This is a genomic window from uncultured Subdoligranulum sp. (assembly GCF_963931595.1).
Taxonomy (GTDB): Bacteria; Bacillota; Clostridia; order Oscillospirales; family Ruminococcaceae; genus Gemmiger.
On the sequence record NZ_OZ007030.1, the window covers coordinates 1769406 to 1786884 of the forward strand.

A 17479-nucleotide genomic window follows, 5' to 3' on the forward strand; every position below is an offset into this window, starting at 1 on the left:
GTGAATCCGGCAGAGCTTACCGCTCGTCGGGAACGTATTCCAGCAAATCGGCGGGCTGGCAGTCCAGCGCCTTGCACAGCGCTTCCAGCGTGGAAAACCGCACCGCTTTGGCCTTGTTGTTCTTGAGGATGGACAGATTGGCCGGGGTGATGCCGATCTCCTCGGCCAGCTCCCCTGCGCCTTTATGGCGGCGCGCCATCATCACATCCAGATTGACCACGATGGGCACGGCGGCGCACCTCCTTTATATGGTATAGTCCAGTTCGTCCTTCATCCGCACGGCCTGGGCAAAGGCGTTTTTCAGCACCCGCACCAGCAGCGCCATGAACCCGGCCGCCACCGCCAGAAAGGCGAAGGGCAGATAGATCCAGATGCCCACCGGCAGGCAGAGCACCGCCGCCCAGGTGCAGCACCAGCTGATTCGCCGCAGCGCCAGCACCGTCTGGGGGACGAAGACCTCCCCCTGCTCCAGCCGCCCCAGAAAGCGGTAGAGATTGTACAGCATCCAGAAGGCCAGCGCCGCGCAGAGATACCCCAGCACCAGCAGCACGACCTCCACGGCGGGGCCGTCCTGGTTCAGGTGATGGGTGGTCATCAGCCAGCGCACCAGCCAGGGCCCGCAGACCGTCATGACCGCGCTGCCCAGGATGGCCAGCGCCACCACATACCGCGTCAGCGTAATACTCTTGTGATCGTCCCATTGCCAACATTTCATCTGTGCAGTCCCCCGTTCTGTTCAGGTTAGCAGCAGTATACCACAGGTGTTATCGTTTTGCAAGTATTTTTTATCGTTTTTCGATATTTTTATCTTGTTATACAAAAAATTCCTTTCGGAGAAAATCCGAAAGGGATGGCAGGAATCACAATATTCTGATCAGGCGGGCCGGGGCGTGCTGCGCTCCATCACGGTCTCCCAGGCGGAGGACATCTTGTCCGCCAGGCAGACCAGCACCGCTTCCCGGCAGCGCGGAAGCCAGGCGGGGGTCAGCGGCCACATATGGCTCTGGATGATGTTCTTCTCGGTGGCGTTGAGGCGGAACACCGTCTCGGCGTTGTAGCGGGCGATGAGGGGATGCTTGAACCCGTGCCAGTGGGTAATGTCGTGGCAGGCATGCCAGTCGTAGAGATAGAAGTCGTGCAGGAACGCGCCCCGCACCAGGCTGGCCTCCCGGGCCCCGCAGCCCAGCCGCAGATTCAGCCAGTAGGCAATGCGCGTCACCCGCAGACAGTGCTCGTAGGTGGTGACGGTGCCGTGCTGGATGAACTGCTTCATCACCAGCGCGTTGGGGTCGTCCGCCACCCCCTGCAGCAATTGGCGCATCCGGGTTTCCTCCGCCGGGGTCAGTTTACAGAACATAGGCACGCTCCTTTGCGGTTTCCTCGCTCCAACGGTTCCATTATAGCGAATCGGGCGGGCCGCCGCAAGCGGTTCGCAAAAAATTTACACCTTGTGCCGTATTTTTTTACACAACCGGCGGATTTTCCAGCCGTTTGTCCTTCGGGACGGCGATCTCGTTGCCGGGGTAGCGCTCCACCTCGGTGCCGGACAGGCTTTCCAGTTCCCGCAGCACGGCCTCGTTGTCGTCGTAGACCATGGGCAGGAACACCCGGTGGTTGCTGCGGATGATTTTGCCGAAGCCTGTCCAGTAGTTGGTATGCTGCACAGCCGCCCCCGACGCATCGTAGACGGTATCGACGCCGCCGCACCACAATACCAGAAAGTTGCGGTCAGGGAAATAGAGGATCCGGTCCAGCAGCGAATAGGGCACCGAGGATTCATACCGGGGGCCGTATCTGCCTTTCCGCCGGTCCCGGTAACTGTAAATCAGACGCTTGGGCTGCAGGTCCAGCCTGTCGTCATAGCGGCAGATTGCCATACCCCGGCAGGTGAAGAGGTCGTTTTTCCAGCTGAGAATGGCAACGGGAAACAGAGCCATGCAGGACAGCGCCCACGCGGCCATGGCAGACTCCATGCGCAGGAAGGCGTCCCTGCCTGCCATGGCCAGATAGCCCAGGACGCCGCACACCAGCGGCACCACCACGGCCAGCACCGTGCGCCGGATGCGCACCGGGCGCCGCTGAATCCAAAAAGGATGCTGACGGTAATCGGTGCGGTCATACCGCCGCAGCTTATCCGGATTGGTGTGGTAGATCATGGCCGGGCCTCCTGGCGGGTGAGCAGCGCCACCGTCTCGATATGGCGGGTATGGGGGAACAGATCCACCGGCACAAATTTCCGGGCCTTGTAGCCCTGCCGGGCAAACAGCGCCACATCCCGGGCCAGCGTTTCAGGGTCGCAGCTCACATACACCACCCGCCGGGGTGCCATCCGGCTTACCGCCCCAATACAGGCCGGCGTGCTGCCCGCCCGGGGCGGGTCCAGGAACACCACGTGGGGGCGCAGGGCCTCCCGGGCCGCCTGCTCCATCCAGGGGGTGGCGTCGGCGCAGGTGAAACGGGCATTGTTCACCCCGTTGCGCCGGGCATTGGCGATGGCGTCCCGCACGGCAGCCGGGTTGCGCTCGATGCCCAGCACCCTGCCCGCCGAAGCCGCCGCGCAGAGCCCGATGGTGCCGATGCCGCAGTAGGCATCCACCACCGTCTCCTTGCCGGTGAGCTCCGCCAGGCTGATGGCCGTTTGATACAGCACCTCGGTCTGGAGCGGGTTGACCTGATAAAAGCTGCGGGACGAGATGGCAAACCGCAGTCCGCACAGGGTGTCCAGCACCTGCCCGGGGCCGTGCAGCACCTTTTCCCGGTTGCCCAGCACCGCGCTGGTGGCGGTGGGATTCACGTTGTGCACAATACCCGCCACCCAGGGGGCCGCCCTGCGCAGCGCCGCACAGAAATTCCGGCTGCCCGGCAGGGCCGGGCTGGGGGTGACCAGCGTCACCAGCACCTGCCCCTCCCGGGTGCCCCGCAGCACCACATGGCGCAGCAGCCCGGTGCTGCGGTCCTCATCGTAGGCCGTCCAGCGACAGCCCCGGGCCGCCTGGAGCACGGCCTCCAACGTGCGGTTGAGGGCCTCCTGCTGCAGCAGACAGTCGGTGCCCGGCAGCACCCGGTGGGTGCCCTCGGCATACAGGCCGCAGACCAGTTTGCCCTGCTGCATGGCGAAGCTGGCAATGGCCTTGTTGCGGTAGTTCCAGGGGTTTTCCATCCCCCGCACCGGCTCCACCGGCGCAAAGCCGCCCAGCAGTTTTTCCAGGCGCTGCTGTTTTTCGGCCAGCTGCCGGGGATAGGGCGTTGCCAGCAGCGGACAGCCGCCGCACTGGCGGGTAAAATTGGGACAGGTCTTGGGCATATCGGTTCTCCCTTTGCGCGGGACTTGCGCGGTGTGTTACAATGGATACGGAGCATGAGGCTTCTGCGGAAGCCATACATTGTGTAAGAACGGCAAACGAAACGGAGGCAATTCCATGAATGTTCTTCTGATCAACGGCAGCCCGCACAAAAACGGCTGCACCTATACGGCCCTGACCGAAGTGGCTTCTGCCCTCCAGGAGGCCGGTATCGAGACCACGATTTTCCACATCGGTTCGGCGCCGGTGGGCGGCTGTGTGGGCTGCGGCGGCTGCCGCAAGGCCGGCAAGTGCGTCTTCGGCGGCACGGTGGCCGACGTGCTGCCCCTGGTGGAAAAGGCAGACGGCATCGTCTTCGGCGCGCCCGTTCACTATGCCACGGCGGCAGGCAGCATGCTGGGCTTTATGCACCGGCTGGCCATGAGTGCGGGTAATCTTTTGCGCCACAAGCCGGCCGCTGTGGTGACCAGCGCCCGCCGGGCCGGTACCACCACCGCCCTGGAGGCCATGGAGAAGGTGCCCCAGTTTTTTGAGATGCCGCTGGTAAGTTCCACCTACTGGCCGATGGTCCACGGCGGCAATGCCGACCAGGCCAAGCTGGACGAGGAAGGCTGCCAGATCATGCGCAACCTGGGCCGCAACATGGCCTGGATGCTGCGCTGCATCGAGGCGGGCAAGGCCGCAGGCATCGAGCCTCCCCAGGCGGAAAGCGGCAAACAGACCAATTTCATCCGCTGATGGGCAAGAGCCGGACGTGTATGCGTCCGGCTCTTTTTGTGTTCAGAGCATGGTCGGCAGGAGCAGTCCGAAGAGCTGCCAGCCCACCAGCGCCGTGCCCGCGCCGAAGGCAAGCCCGGCCAGAACGTCGCTGATATAGTGCACGCCGGTGACGACCCGGGACGCAGCGATAAGCACCGCCAGCACGGTCAGCACCGCCCCCAGCGGGCCGCTGCAGTGCCAGGCCGTCACCGCAATGGCCGCCGCCGAAAAGCAGTGCCGGCTGGGCATGCTGCGCCCCGTCTCCGCCTTGGGGAACAGCGGCCGGTAGCCCAGCGCCGTGTAGGGGCGGGGCCGGTTGATGCGGGTGCGCAGCGCGCTGCCCGCCCAGAAGATCACCGCCGGGACCACCACCGACGGCAGCAGCCGTTCCCGGTACCACACCGCCAGCCAGAACAGCAGGACGGCGTAGAGCAGATAGACGGCAGCCACCGCGCCCCGGCTGACAAGATAGAGGGCGCGCCGGGCGGCCGGGTGCGCCTGAAACCAGCCGATGACGGCACGGTAGCGTTGTTCGTTCATGGATGGCTCCTCCCACAGTTGATGGTATAAGGATAGCACCCCGCAAAAGGCTTGTCAAACCGCCGTGCTTATGTTTATAATAAAGGCAGTTTTATGATACGGAGGACCTGCTTTTGTTTGGTTTTGCAAACGGATTGCTGCTGGCTCTGTTTGCCGCGGCAGCCGTGGATTTTGTGCTGGCCTGGCGCAGAACCGCCGCACCGGCGGCCGCCCTGCGCACCCTCTGGCAGCAGGAACACCTGCTGTTCGGCGGCTGGGGGGCCGGCTGGCGTCTGCGCGCCGGTCAGGCGGCGTTCTGTCTGGGGCTGGCACTGTACGAATTCACCGTGGTGTTCTGCAACAGCATGGCCCGGGAACAGTGGCCCTGGCTGCAGCAGCAGCTTTCCCCGGTGCTGGACACCCTCATGTACCTGGCCTTTTTTGCCAAGATTTTGCTGGGCACCCGCTACACCTGGCGCAGCCTGGGCACCGCCGGGGCGCTGTATTTCATCGCCCGGTGGGTCTATTTCAACGGCCAGAACATCTGGTTCCTGGGGCTGGCCGTTGTGCTGCTGGCGGCCAAGGACGTGCCGCTGGGCCGCGCCATGAAAGCCTTCCTTGCCTGCGGATTGCCCACCCTGGCCCTGGTGGAGCTGCTCCACTTTGCGGGCATTGTGGCACCGGGAGCCACCAGTGAGCGGGACGGCAGTTTCCGGCTGATGTTCGGCTACGGGCACCCCAACACCTTCGGCGGCATCGTATTCGGGCTGCTGCTGGCCTGGGTGCTGCTGCGCCGGGCCAGACTGCGCTGGCTGGAGATTCTGGCCGTGGGCGGCGTGGCCGTCTTCCTGTATGTGTGGCCCGCCTCCCGCTCGGCTGCCCTCTGTGCTGCATTGCTGGCGTTGCTGCTGGCGGCTGCCAAACTGCTGGGTTCCCGCCCCGCCGGCCCCAAAGCTGCCGCCCTGGTGGCCGCACCGGTGCCGCTGGTGCTGGCTTTCAGCCTGATCTTGCCGCTCTTTGTGGTAAAGGTAGGTCCCTGGTCCAACGACGTGGGCCCCGCCTGGCTGGAACGGCTGGATTCCCTGCTGACCTGCCGCATCTCCCTTTCCTGGGCGGCCTATCGCGTGCTGGATATCAAAATTGCCGGCCAGATGCTGCCCGAATGGCCGGTGCTGGACAACATCTTTGTCTATCTTCTCTATCAGTTCGGGCCAGTACTTCTGGTGCTTGCAGTGGTTCTGCTGACGCTGGCCCTCTACGGCCACGCCCGGCTGGGCCGCTGGCAGGAGGTGGCCTGTCTGCTGGTGGTGCTGTTCTACGGCTACATGGAAACCCAGGTGCTGCACATCACCAGCGACCCCGCCGCCCTGCTGTTCTGCGGTGTGATCTTTGCACAGCCGCTGCGCCGATGGGATTTTTCCTGAAAAGCATACAAAAACGCACATCGCAAAAGCGATGTGCGTTTTTTCGTTAAAAGGGCCAGAATCGCCAGGTCGCGATGGGAATGTTGTAGGAATTGCCCTGCAGCAACAGTACAAGAAAGCAGATGCCACTGACGATCTGCCAGACAAGCATTGTCCCGCAAACGGTCAGGCGGGCCCCCAGCCAGGCCCGACGTTCCCCGCCGAACCAGGCGGCAGTTGCACGCAGAAGTGCGCAGAAGGATTCCAGCAGAAGGACCCAGTAACATATAAAGGGCCCCCACCAGAGATTGGCATGCCCCATCCGCTCGCCGCGCTCCACAATCAGCAACGCTTCCGCCATGGCCATACCGAAGGTCAGCAGACTGAACCGGTATCGGAAATGTTTCCAGGCGAACCGGCCCAGCAGAACCGCCGCTGCCGCCACAAACACCAGCGAACGGAGCAGACCACGGCGGGCAGCCTCGCTGAAAATGCCCCAGGAGATTACACCGTTCTCAAAATTGATCGGATCCACCGAGAAGATCAGCTGCAATCCGCCGCCGCTCTCCGGAGTGAAGAGGATGGTTGCCTCCAGCAGGCAGAGACCGATACTGGGCAGTACGCTGCAACCCATGAGAATTTCCCGCTTAAGATTTTTCCCGCGGGTTTTCACCAGATCGGCGAAGAGCAGAAGCAGCAGGGCCGGGGCAAAGGCAAAGACAAAACTGGCCTTGAAGGCCGTGGAAAGGGTGAGCAAAACCGTGTACACCAGCCAGGCACGCACGTCCAGCCCGGTATCCATCCCCTGCCAGGCTCTGTAAAAGCACAGCATGGACAGCAGGGCAAACGGCGCCAGCATGATATAGGTGGTATTGTGATAAATTGTGCCGTTAAGAGTGCCGATGTACCAGTATCCCCCGCGGGGAATCCAGGCCGCCTGGGCCAGGTTCACCGCCAGGCTCAGCAGCAACCGCGTTGCCGCTGAAAGTTTCGGGGCGGCGGCGCGCAGCCCCCAGGCAAACACCGCCAGTGCCGCCAACTGGAACAGCGCCAGCAACACGGCCATGCCCCACGCACCCGCCAGGGCATAGACCGGCAGGACCAACAGAAAGGCGGCCGTATACGTATTACCGCTCTGGGCCGACTCCAGATGGGCCGGCAAGTCCGACGCAAAACCGTCCGTCACACAGAGTTGCTGGTGATGCAGCCAGCAAAGGACCGCAAAATAAACGATATACCCCGCCAGTGTGATGACCGGCAGCGCTTTTTTCTCAAAACGAGTTCTCAATATGCTTGTGCCTCCTGCAACGCCGGGTTTACTCAACGGCCAGCCGGATGCTGTCCCCCACCACGGGGTCCTGCGCCTCGATCTGCAGCCATTGGCCGCCGTTCTCCGCCGGGGTCAGGTTCAGATTAGCCACCGCCGCCGCGTAGTCGTTCTCGGTGCCGTCCGCATTGCGGGTAGTGTAGAAAAGGGTGGCCTGAGCATCGGCCCGGGCCGGCAAGTATACCGTCACCCCGGTGACAGTCTCCAGTGCCTCATCCGCGCCCAGTCCCAGCCAGGCAATGTCGTAACGGTTGTTTTCGCCGCGGTTAAAGCCCAGCCGGTAGGCGTTCTCTTCCTCATGGGATTCGCTGCGCCACACCTGCAGCGCATGGGCGTTGGTATCGGTGTCGGCATAGCGCTGGAAGAAGGCCTGCTGGGCCGTCAGATTGCCGCCCCAGATCATATAGTCGCAGACCACCGGGTCTTCCGTCCCGGCAATATCGGCAATGCCGGCCTCCACCGCCTCGGCAAAGACCGTGTAGGCCCGGCCGCCGCCCTCATAGGCCGAGCGGGTAGCCGCCCGCTGCCAGACCACCGAGCCTGCCATGCCTGCCGCCAGCACCACGCTGACCACAGCCCGCCAGCGGGGCCACCAGCCTTTGCTGCGCGCCCAGCGCAGCAAAGCGATGAGCAGGGCCACCGCCATCAGGCCCACACCGAAGGATTCCACCGTCTGGGGAATATAGCCGTGGCGCCAGTCCACGTTGCCGGCCTTCTGGTATTTGGGGGAAACGGCGATCATCAGCGCCGGGGCCGAAAGCATGGCCAGACCCGACAGGAACAAAAGAAGGGTGGATTTGCGGTCGGGCAACGCCCGCAGCGCCGCCAGCACGGCGATCACTGCCGTTGCCAGCAGCACACCGCATGCCACATCGGACCAGGCGATCTGTCCCGGGCGCATCTTGCCGGCAATCATGGCATTGAGGGGGAACCCTGCCGACATCTGCATGACCCAGGTGCGCAGAATGGCCACCGGGTCCAGGTTGGGGGAAACCCCTCCCAGGTCAGCAGCCTCCCCGGCCAGAACACCGGCGGCCCGCAGGGCGTTCACCACACGGGCCCCCAGGTTGAAGGCCAGCGTCACCGCCTCGCCTGCCAGCACCGGAATACACAGGCGCAGCGCCGGGCGCACCCGGCCGGTGTACATCCAGAAAAGGCCGAACAGCGGCACAAAATAGACAAAACCGATCTCAAAGGTGGCGCAGGCGTGGAACATGCAGTATCCGCCCAGCACTGCCCAGCGCTTGTGGCCGGTGTCCTGCCAGCGCAGCACACACAGCCCCGCCAGCAGCACCGGCAGCAGCGCACTCTGCACCAGGGCGCCGTAGGAATACAGGCTGTTGCCGGTGGAGTCCTGCCACAGGGAGAACATCATGGGCAGCGTGCAGAAGCACAGCGCCCCCACCTTGGCGTTGCGAGCCGCCTTGCCCACCAGCCAGGCCGCCAGCGCAATATCGGCGTAAGTCCAGGCCAGGATGTAAAGACGATACCCCACCAGGTCGCCCAGGAAATAGCTGGTCCAGCCAATCTCCGGCGGGGAGGAAAAGGGGCGGAACCGCCCCACCTGCAGAAGGAACTGGGGCAGAATGGATTTCCAGTTGGCCGCCAGCACCTCCCAGAAGGTGTGATGGGTGGCATAATAGTAGTTCTGCAGGTTGATGATCTCGTCATCGCCGCCCAGCGGCGCACAGGTGATGATGCTGAGATACCACCACCCCGCCGCCAGCGACAGCAGACATACCGCCGGCCAGAACCAGCGGGTTTGGGTCCAGGTTTTCCGTTCCATACGTTCTCCCGTCGCGTTACTCCAGCGGGATGTAGTAGATCATACCGCTTTCGTGCTCGATCACATCGTCCTCGCTGCAGCCGGCCGCTTCCATCAGGTCCGCCAGCGTCTGCTGCTGGTCCTCCACGGCATAGCCGTCCAGATTCAGGTAGATGCCCGCCACACCCTGGGCGCGCAGTTCCGCCACCATCTCGTCGGGAGGCAGCTCACTGGTTTCCCGGTACCAGACATCATTCTCGGTGCCATAGCCTGCGCCGTAGCTGAACCGCAGCTTGTCGCTGTGCAACGGCGCCCGCAGCTGGGTGTAATCCCACATATTGTTCACCGAGCCGTTCTCAAAGTTCTTCATATAGGGCAGCTGGAAGATCACGTCCCCTGCCTCGGTGACCTCTTCCACCTGGTCCATGAACGCCTGGTCCTGGTACCACATGGTCTGGACTTCCTCGTACTTGGGCACAAACAGGCCCTGCTGCTCCCAGTAGCCGTAAGCCAGAACCAGAGCCAGCACCACGGCAAAGATCTGCCGGCGGCGGCTCTTGTGATTCTGCAGGAAATGCTCGGCCCAAAGGCCCACCGCCAGCAGCGCAAAGAAGGCAATATAGGGGCTGATCCGGTTGTAGCCCCGGATATACCGCACCAGAATGCCGATCAGTCCGCCGAAGCTGGCGATGGAGGCCAGCAGCAGCGCCGCCACATTCAGGCGGCCGAGCAGCCAGAGACGGTCCCCCAGCCGGGGTGTCTCCGTCCGGCCGGCCTGCCAGGGGCGGTTATGGAACAGCAGCACCAGCAGCGCCAGAAAGCCCGCGATGCCCACAATGCCCAGATAGCCGTAGGAATTTTCGTTGTACATGGGGCCTTCGTCGGTGGCCAGCAGATGGAAGTACCGCTGGAGCCAGTTGGCCAGCTTGTCCCAGCCGTAGCCGTTGGGCGAAAGCAGCAGGCTGCTGATGCGCAGGCTGTAGATGTCCGCCCCGATGGGGCTGCGGTAGACGCCGTTGGTCAGCGTGCTGCCCTGCCCCGACAGGATGCCCAGCACCATGGGGAAGAAGTCGGGAATCATCCAGGCGACGATCTCGCCGATGGTGAGGAAACAGGGCACGCCAGCCGAGAGTTTCCGGTCCCGCAGCATCAGGCAGAGGGCCGTGATGCAGAGGAAAAAGCAGGTAAAATAGGGGTAGTAGGCCGCACCGTTGTTGGCGATGCCCCAGGCAAAGGCGATGGCCAGCCAGTTGCGCGGCTTGCGGAAGAATCCCTTGCCGGGCCGCCCGAAGGTGGGGTCCTCGGCGCACCAGAGACAGAGCAGCACCGAGAACGGCACGAATTCCACCGCGGCCAGCATCATATGGCCGGCCAGCCGCTGCTGCACGTAGGGGCACAGCCCGAAGGTCAGACCGAAGGCGAAGGCGAGCCAGCGGCGCATGCCGGTCATGCGGAAAACCGCATACCCGGCCAGGGCGTTGGCAAAGGGGATGACCAGCACATACAGATTGAAGACCGTGCCGGTATCCTTGGTGAACAGCCCCACAAAGGCCACGAACAGATCATAGATCAGATCGTAGTTGGGATCATAGGGGCTGGGCGGCTGGTAGAAGGGCCAGCCCAGGGAGCCGGTCAGCTCGCCGTAGCTGCGCTGTACCTGCCCCACCCAGTAGATGCCGTCGCCGCCGTAGAGCATAGGGGCATGCCAGTCCAGCCGCCACAGTTGGAAGAAGAAATATTCGGTGGCCGCTACCGCGGCCACCAGCAGCAGGACGGTCAGGATCTCCCGCCCCATATTTTGCTTGATTTTCTGTGTCATAGAACTCCTTATTCGCCGCGCTGCATCGCTGCCACATAGGCGTCACAGACTTCCTCCGCCGGGCCGTCACCCCGCAGATGCCCGTGGTCAATCCAGATAGCCCGCTTGCACAACTGCTTGACCTGGTTGATGTCGTGGCTGACGAAGAGCAGCGTAGTGCCGCCCGAGAGCATCTTCTCCATACGCTGATGGCATTTTTGCTGGAACATGAAATCGCCCACCGAGAGGATCTCGTCGCAGGCCAGGATCTCGGCCTCCACCTCGGTGGCGATGGAAAAGCCCAGCCGGGCAATCATGCCGCTGGAATAGTTTTTGACCGGCACATCCACGAAATCCCACAGTTCGGCAAAATCAATGATGTTTTTGAAGTGCTGCTCCATGTAGTCACGGTCATGGCCCAGCACCGCACCGTTGAGGAAGACGTTTTCCCGGGCGGTGAGTTCCAGGTCAAAGCCGGCGCCCAGCTCGATAAGGGGCGCAATCTCTCCGTTGACCCGCACCGTGCCGCGGGTGGGATACATGACCCCGGCGATGAGCTTGAGCATGGTGCTCTTGCCGCTGCCGTTGCGGCCGATGAGGGCCACCGACTCTCCCTGCTCGATGGAAAAGGAGACATTCTGCAGCGCGTAGAATTCATTGAAAAAAAGCTGGTGTTTGAGCAGCTTGACGGCATACTCTTTCAGTGTCTCGGTTTTTTCCTGCGCCAGGTTGAAGCGCATCGAGACATCTTGCACCTGAATGATGGGCATAACGGGCGGCTCCTTACAGATACAGAATAAAGTTGCGCTGCAGTTTGCGGAAGGCCGCAAGCCCCAGCACCATCATGATGACCGCGCAGGCAATGCAGGCGAACCAGGTGTTGGGCCCCGGCACAAAGCCGTACATGACCAGGCAGCGCAGGCAGTTGATGTAGTGATACAGCGGGTTCAGCTTGACGATCTGCTGCATAAAGCCCGGCAGCTGGGACAGCGGGTAGAACAATGGCGTGGCGTACATCCAGGCCATGGTCAGAATACCGTAGAGATACTGCAGGTCCCGGAAATACACCGCCAGGGCCGACAGCAGCAGTGCCATACCGCAGCAGAACAGAAACAGCAGCACCAGCGGCGCCCAGACCAGCAGCAGCGTGGGATAGAGGGGCGACCGGGTGATGAGCATGACCAGCAGGATGGCCGCCAGGCTGAACAGCAGGTTCACAAAGCTGGACACCACCCGGCTGATGGGAAAAATAAACTTGGGCACGTAGACTTTTTTAATGAGTGAGGAGTTGCCCAGCACGCTGCCCATGCCCATGTTGGTGCTCTCGTTGAAGAAGTTGAACAGTGTGTTGCCGCAGATCAGATACAACGGATAGTTAGGGATGTCGAAGCGGAACATGTACGAAAAGACCAGCGTCTGGAGCAGCATCATAAGCAGCGGGTTGAGAATACTCCACACGTAGCCCAGAAAGCTGCGGCGGTATTTGACCTTGAGGTCACGGGTGACCAGCTCCCGGATCAGCGGGCGGTATTTCTTGAAGTGGCCCCAACTGGTGCGCAGCTGGCCTTCGGATTGGTGTTGCATGGGTTTGGTTCTCTCCCCTGTCTTACAGTTTGAACGGCGTGTCCCCGGTCAGGCCGTCGGCACGCAGCATGTTTTCCATCACATCGATGTCAGCACTCACATCCAGCGCGTCCTCCTGGAACAGCTTGTCCAGCTGGGTTTCAAAGGCGTGGACCAGCGTGTCCATCGTCTGCTCGATGCGGCGTTTGGATTCGGTGATGTTCTCCCCTTCCACGCCCTGGGCCTCCAGTTCGGCGTAGGTCTTGAGCAGCTTGAGGGAGGTGGGCAGGTAGTAGTCCAGGAATTTGCGCATCCGTGGCAGTTTGTCGGGGTCGGACTTGGCCTGGGCAAAAATCTTGGCCGAGACCGTCTCCAGGCGGCTGATCTTGTCGCTCATCTCCTCGTCGGGGATGGCGTCGTTGACGCTGCGCAGCTCATCCAGAATCTTCTGGTACTGGTCCTTCTCGGGTGCAGGCTCCACCACAACCGGCTCCGGTGCGGGCGCCGGGTCGGGTGCCTTGCCCTCCACCACTAAACAGCGGCGGCGCATGTCCAGGTAGGCCTCCGGCCCGAAGACACCGTCGTCGATGCAGTTTTCCAGGTGTTTGCAGCAGGTCTCATAGCTGCAAGGGATGGCCGCCGCAATATCCTCGATAGACATGTACCGGGAATCCCCCACGATATTGTCGATCTTTTTGCGCATCCGGCGGTTGGTGCGCACGATATGCGCCCCCGCCAGGCAGCCGATGCCGCCGGTGAGCATCATGAGCACCGGCATGGATTCCTCCAGCAGCCAGCCCCAGTAATACCCACCCTGCATCAGGGCATCGGGCAGCCAGTACAGCGCATCCGGCATGGCCAGCAGACTGACCGCCGTCAGCGCGATGCCCGTAATGAGAAGTCCCATGGGCAGACCCTTGCCTTCGGCGTTCTTTTTCCTGGACTTGCCGCGCTGTTTTGCCGGCTTTTTCCGCGGTGCGCTCTCCGTCTTGGGCGGAGCATACACCGGGTTCGCATTCCAGGAACCTGCCTGGGTCCGCTGCCGGGCCATCTGCTCAAAGCCGCCCAGTTTGCCGCTGCGCATGGCAGTATTAAGGCCAATCAAAATAAACCCCAGTGGCCACCACACCACAAACCCGATCACAATGACCCACCAAGGAAACTGAAACGGGCCGTCGCCGGGGTGGTATTCCTCCCGGCTGTAGCGGTTCTGGTAGCGGTTGCCGCTGCCGCTGTAGGGGTGTTCGGGGTCGGTATAACGGGGTCGTTCCTCCTGTTTGGGCATATTTTTTCCTCTTTCCCTCAGGGAATGTCGGCCAGCAGCTGTTTAACGTCATCGCTCAGGTAGTAGGTGCTGCCGGCCTGGTAGGGATTGTTCTTGTTGTAGGGCACATGGGTGCACAGATAACTGACCCACTTGTTGTACCCCGAAACGGTCAGGTGCACGCCGTCCGGCTGGGCGTAATCGCTGAGCAGGTAGCCCTCCTCATCCCGGAACTCGGCGTTCAGGTCGAGGAAATAGCAGCCCTTCTCGGCACACATGCTCTGCAGCGATGCATTGATGGTGGCCAGCCGGTCGGGCGCAAGGCCCGGCAGATCTGTTTCCACCTTTTCCTTGGTGGCTGCCAGGATAGACTGTACATAGAATGCGGTGTTGGGCAGCGCCGTGCGCAGATCGTCCAGCATCTTGGCGTAATAGTTAAGGAAACTCTCGTCGTTGCCGGTGGCCACCAGCGCGTTGGTGCCGATGAGGATATACAGCTTGGCCGGCTGGGCGTTGGTCAGCACGTCCATGGCGACTTCCTCACCCCGGTCAGGACTTTCCACCGTGGTGCGGTTCACCACCGTGTTGGGGCTGATGCCCTCATAGCCGCAGATCAGGGCACCGCCCACGTCGATGTTGTATTCGTTCACGCAGAAGCCCGCCGTCAGCGAATCGCCCAGGAAGGCCGCATCGGCAAACCAGGAAGTGTCCACCCGGCCGAACTCCGGCAGGGCCGCCGGTTTTTCCGGCACCGCGGTATAGGTGTAGCCGCTTTCCTCACTCTGCTGCACAGGTCCCACCGTACCCCAGTTCAGCGTCTGGGCCTGGGGGGAGGACGCGGGGCCATCGCTGCCGCCGTAGGGCAGCGGGGCCACCAGCTGCGTGCTGCCGGTGACGACGGACTCCGCCGTCTCGCTGCCCTGGGTCACGCTCTTGGGCAGCAACAGTGTGATGATGCCGGACAGCACCAGAATACCGCCCATCGTGCCCGCCAGAAGGGCGCGGCGGCGGCGACGGCGGCGTTCCCGGCGGCGGCGCGCCAAAGCGCGCTGCTGTTCCGGCGTCAGGGGCGGGCGCTCCCCCGAGCGACGCGGCGGTTCGGGATGGGCCCAGCCCCCCTGCCAGGTATAGTCATTCTGTATCCGGGACCGGCGCGGACGGTCGGAGCCGGGTCGTTGCGGGGTCGGCATGGACGCCCCTCCCTTCTGTGCAGCAAAAAATGCATGGAATCAGTGGTATTATAGCACATTTCCGCCGATAAAAACAGAGCCCGCGGCAAGATTTTTGCCGTCTCAACCACCCAGCTTGCGCCGCTGCTGGTGTGCCGTCAGGCGGATCAGCAGCGGGACCGGCACCAGGCGGCTCAAAGCCATGGCTGCTGCCATCCCCCGCCCCGGCACAATCACCGTTTTACGGTGGCGGACGCCCGCCAGCGCAGATGCCACGCAGCGCTCCGCCGAAAGGCCCGGCAGGGCGTGCCGTACCCCGGCCACCCCGTTGAACTCGGTGTTCACCGGTCCCGGGCAGAGGCATCCCAGATACACCGGGCTGCGGGCGGCGCGCAGTTCCGCCGCCACCGCCCGGCTCAGGCTGACCACATAGGATTTGGTGGCGTAGTAGGCCGCCATGTAGGGCCCCGCCGGCAGCAGCCCGGCGCTGGAGCCCACATTGAGCAAAGCCCCGCCGCCCTGGTGCTGCATCTGCCGGACCATCGCCTTGGTCAGCAGGTGGACGGCGCGGACGTTGAGGTCCACCATGGCCAGTTCCCGGTCCAGGTCCAGCTCGGGAAAGGCCCCGCACGCCCCGAAGCCGGCGTTGTTCACGAAGAGGGCCACCCGCCGGTCCCGGAGGGCCTGTACCAGCCGCCGGCACTCCTCTTCCCGGGCAAGGTCCGCCGGGAAGATCTCACAGGGCACCGGCAGGCTGTCGGCCAGGGCCTGCAGCCGGTCGGCACGGCGGGCCACCAGCATCAGGCTGTACCCCTGCGCCGCCAGCTGGCGGGCAAACTCCGCACCCAGGCCTGCGCTGGCCCCGGTGATGACTGCAAACTGGGACATGGGAAGATGCTCCTTTCCACAGAAAAGGCGGCCCGCACCCGGCGGACCGCCCAGTTGTCTTTTGGAATCAATGACGGCGTCCCACACCGCCGCCGCGGCTGGAACCACCGCCGGGGCGGAATCCGCCGCCGGGACGGCCGCCCATGCCACTGCGGGGACGGGGCGCACCGCCGAAACCGCCGGGGCGCGGGCCACCCGGGCGGGGACCGCCAAAGCCGCCGGGGCCGAACCCGGGACCAAATCCCGGACCGAACCCGGGCGGCGGACGGCGGGGCCGACGGGGACGGGAAGCAAGGCCCAGACCGAACCAGAACAGTCCGTTGCCAAAGCCACCACCACCGCGGGGCGGCCGCGGACCGGGACCCCGGGGCCGCAGGAAGCTGCCCACCAGGGCGATCACCAGCAGCACCGCCACCAGGACAAGCACCACCGCCATGGGATTGAAGCTGTCCTTCTGCGGAGCGGCCGCGGTCTGATCGGCGTTGTCCAGCGTGGAGGCAGGAATGCCGTAGATGGTGCAGAGTTCCTCGGCAAGGGCACGCACGGTCTTGCGGGTGCCGGTGTCGTAATCCTGCTCCACCCAGCTGGGTTCCAGATCCTCATCCAGGATGGTACCCATCTTGCTGATGGTCAGCTGGGTCTCCAGCCCGGCACCCCGGGTGAGGTAGTAGTCATCCTCCCCCGGGACCAGCAGCAGCAAGACGCCGTTGTCCTTGTCCTCGGCGCCCAGCCCCCAGGTGTTGAGGACATCGTAGGCATAGCCTTCCATGGTGGAGTTGCCGATATATTCCGTCGTATACACGCCGATCTGGGCCCCGCAGGTGTTCTGCAGCGTCACCGACAGGTCTTCCACATAGTTCTCCGTCTCGGTGGAAAGAATCCCGGCGTAATCGTTGACCGCCCGGTTGGGGTCCAGCTCCGGCGCCGCCTGGGCGGTGACGGTCCCTGCACCCAGCAGGCAGAACACCGCCGCGGCTGCCGCGGTGCGGCGAATCCATTTGTTCATTTTCCGTTTTCCTTTATCCGTTTCCGGTCGTACCCGCGGCGGCATCCGCCGGGGCAAAGGTCTGCAGTCTGCCGGCGTCCCACAATCCGGCCAGCAGGTTGGCCGGAAACGCCGCAATCTTCTCGTTATAATCTTCCGCCGCGGTGTTGTAGTCCGCCGCTGCCCGTTCGATGGTGGCCTGGGCCGAGGTGAAACTGTCGTGCAGGTCGTCCAGCTGTCCCCGGGCTTTGGAATCTGCCTCGTCATAGGCGGAAGTATATACCAGGTCCACCGCCCCTGCCAGGGTGGTATTCAGCTGGTACTGCACGGCGGGCCGGGCGGCATCGGCTTCGGCGTTCCAGGCGTCCAGGGCAGCCTGGGCGTTCTGCACGTCGGCATCCTGCTCCCCCAGCACATTGCCGGCCACCCGGATGAGACTGGCCACCGCATCGGTCTGGGCGGCGAAGTCCCCCTGGATGCTGTGACCGTATTCGTCCTGCTGGGAGGCGTACATCCGTTCGGTGCGGCTGCGCAGCCCCTGCAGGCGCGCCCCGCCGATGCCCACCACCGATCCCAGCGCCAGCACCGCCAGCACCAGCGCGGCCACCGGCCGCTTGCGGGCGGGCGGCGGCAGTCTGGATTCCACGGTGCCCAGCACTTCCAGCTGCGGGCCCTGTATCACAAAGGTTTCCTGTTGTTCCAGCTGCATGGCGGTTCCTCTGAATCAGTGTACAAAA

At 63.4% G+C, this 17479-nt stretch carries 18 protein-coding genes; 2 read left to right on the top strand and 16 right to left on the bottom strand.

Going from position 1 to position 17479, the window contains the following annotated elements; translation table 11 throughout:
- Nucleotides 1-16: 16 nt before the first annotated feature.
- The 5 genes from ABGT73_RS08575 to rlmD form a co-directional block, all read right to left on the bottom strand.
- Complete coding sequence (locus ABGT73_RS08575; protein WP_346669358.1) at nt 17-229, bottom strand: helix-turn-helix transcriptional regulator; 213 nt, start codon at nt 227-229, stop codon at nt 17-19.
- A 15-nt stretch (nt 230-244) separates the two neighbouring features.
- Complete coding sequence (locus ABGT73_RS08580) at nt 245-715, bottom strand: DUF2975 domain-containing protein (protein WP_346669359.1); 471 nt, start codon at nt 713-715, stop codon at nt 245-247.
- A gap of 159 nt (nt 716-874) precedes the next feature.
- Nucleotides 875-1357, bottom strand: a complete 483-nt coding sequence (locus ABGT73_RS08585) for an HD domain-containing protein (RefSeq protein WP_346669360.1) — start codon at nt 1355-1357, stop codon at nt 875-877.
- A 106-nt stretch (nt 1358-1463) separates the two neighbouring features.
- Nucleotides 1464-2156: a hypothetical protein gene (locus ABGT73_RS08590; protein WP_346669361.1), complete on the bottom strand. Its 693-nt coding sequence runs from the start codon at nt 2154-2156 to the stop codon at nt 1464-1466.
- Nucleotides 2153-3304: a 23S rRNA (uracil(1939)-C(5))-methyltransferase RlmD gene (gene rlmD / locus ABGT73_RS08595; RefSeq protein WP_346669362.1), complete on the bottom strand. Its 1152-nt coding sequence runs from the start codon at nt 3302-3304 to the stop codon at nt 2153-2155. The genes ABGT73_RS08590 and rlmD overlap by 4 nt, the downstream gene beginning before the upstream one ends.
- A gap of 115 nt (nt 3305-3419) precedes the next feature.
- Here rlmD and ABGT73_RS08600 point away from each other — a divergent pair, with 115 nt between their 5' ends.
- On the top strand, nt 3420-4040 hold the full coding sequence (locus ABGT73_RS08600; RefSeq protein ID WP_346669363.1) for a flavodoxin family protein: 621 nt from the start codon (nt 3420-3422) through the stop codon (nt 4038-4040).
- A 42-nt stretch (nt 4041-4082) separates the two neighbouring features.
- Here ABGT73_RS08600 and ABGT73_RS08605 read toward each other — a convergent pair whose 3' ends face one another.
- Nucleotides 4083-4601: a phosphatase PAP2 family protein gene (locus ABGT73_RS08605; protein ID WP_346669364.1), complete on the bottom strand. Its 519-nt coding sequence runs from the start codon at nt 4599-4601 to the stop codon at nt 4083-4085.
- Between the two features lie 113 nt (nt 4602-4714).
- On the opposite strand from ABGT73_RS08605, the gene ABGT73_RS08610 reads away from it, so the two are divergent.
- Nucleotides 4715-6004 carry a hypothetical protein gene (locus tag ABGT73_RS08610; protein ID WP_346669365.1) on the top strand — a complete coding sequence of 430 codons (1290 nt, stop codon included), beginning with the start codon at nt 4715-4717 and terminating at the stop codon, nt 6002-6004.
- A 46-nt stretch (nt 6005-6050) separates the two neighbouring features.
- Here the strand turns inward: ABGT73_RS08610 and ABGT73_RS08615 are convergent, their stop codons facing one another.
- From ABGT73_RS08615 to ABGT73_RS08660, 10 genes are all read right to left on the bottom strand, one after another.
- On the bottom strand, nt 6051-7271 hold the full coding sequence (locus ABGT73_RS08615) for a hypothetical protein (RefSeq protein ID WP_346669366.1): 1221 nt from the start codon (nt 7269-7271) through the stop codon (nt 6051-6053).
- 28 nt (nt 7272-7299) lie between these two features.
- The gene (locus ABGT73_RS08620; protein ID WP_346669367.1) at nt 7300-9096 is read right to left on the bottom strand and encodes a hypothetical protein; all 1797 of its coding nucleotides are present in this window, start codon (nt 9094-9096) and stop codon (nt 7300-7302) included.
- A 16-nt stretch (nt 9097-9112) separates the two neighbouring features.
- Nucleotides 9113-10894, bottom strand: a complete 1782-nt coding sequence (locus ABGT73_RS08625) for a hypothetical protein (RefSeq protein WP_346669368.1) — start codon at nt 10892-10894, stop codon at nt 9113-9115.
- Between the two features lie 8 nt (nt 10895-10902).
- On the bottom strand, nt 10903-11643 hold the full coding sequence (locus ABGT73_RS08630; protein ID WP_346669369.1) for an ABC transporter ATP-binding protein: 741 nt from the start codon (nt 11641-11643) through the stop codon (nt 10903-10905).
- Nucleotides 11644-11656: 13 nt separating this feature from the next.
- A complete protein-coding gene (locus ABGT73_RS08635; RefSeq protein WP_346669370.1) occupies nt 11657-12457 on the bottom strand; it encodes an ABC transporter permease in 801 nt (266 codons plus the stop codon).
- A gap of 22 nt (nt 12458-12479) precedes the next feature.
- The gene (locus ABGT73_RS08640) at nt 12480-13721 is read right to left on the bottom strand and encodes a 5-bromo-4-chloroindolyl phosphate hydrolysis family protein (RefSeq protein ID WP_346669371.1); all 1242 of its coding nucleotides are present in this window, start codon (nt 13719-13721) and stop codon (nt 12480-12482) included.
- 17 nt (nt 13722-13738) lie between these two features.
- Nucleotides 13739-14890, bottom strand: coding sequence for a GDSL-type esterase/lipase family protein (locus ABGT73_RS08645; RefSeq protein WP_346669372.1), 1152 nt, complete (start codon nt 14888-14890; stop codon nt 13739-13741).
- 102 nt (nt 14891-14992) lie between these two features.
- Nucleotides 14993-15757 (bottom strand): SDR family oxidoreductase, encoded by a 765-nt coding sequence (locus tag ABGT73_RS08650; protein WP_346669373.1) that lies wholly within the window; start codon nt 15755-15757, stop codon nt 14993-14995.
- Nucleotides 15758-15824: 67 nt separating this feature from the next.
- The gene (locus ABGT73_RS08655) at nt 15825-16763 is read right to left on the bottom strand and encodes a TPM domain-containing protein (RefSeq protein ID WP_346669374.1); all 939 of its coding nucleotides are present in this window, start codon (nt 16761-16763) and stop codon (nt 15825-15827) included.
- 13 nt (nt 16764-16776) lie between these two features.
- Nucleotides 16777-17451 carry a LemA family protein gene (locus ABGT73_RS08660; protein WP_346669375.1) on the bottom strand — a complete coding sequence of 225 codons (675 nt, stop codon included), beginning with the start codon at nt 17449-17451 and terminating at the stop codon, nt 16777-16779.
- Nucleotides 17452-17479: the final 28 nt, after the last annotated feature.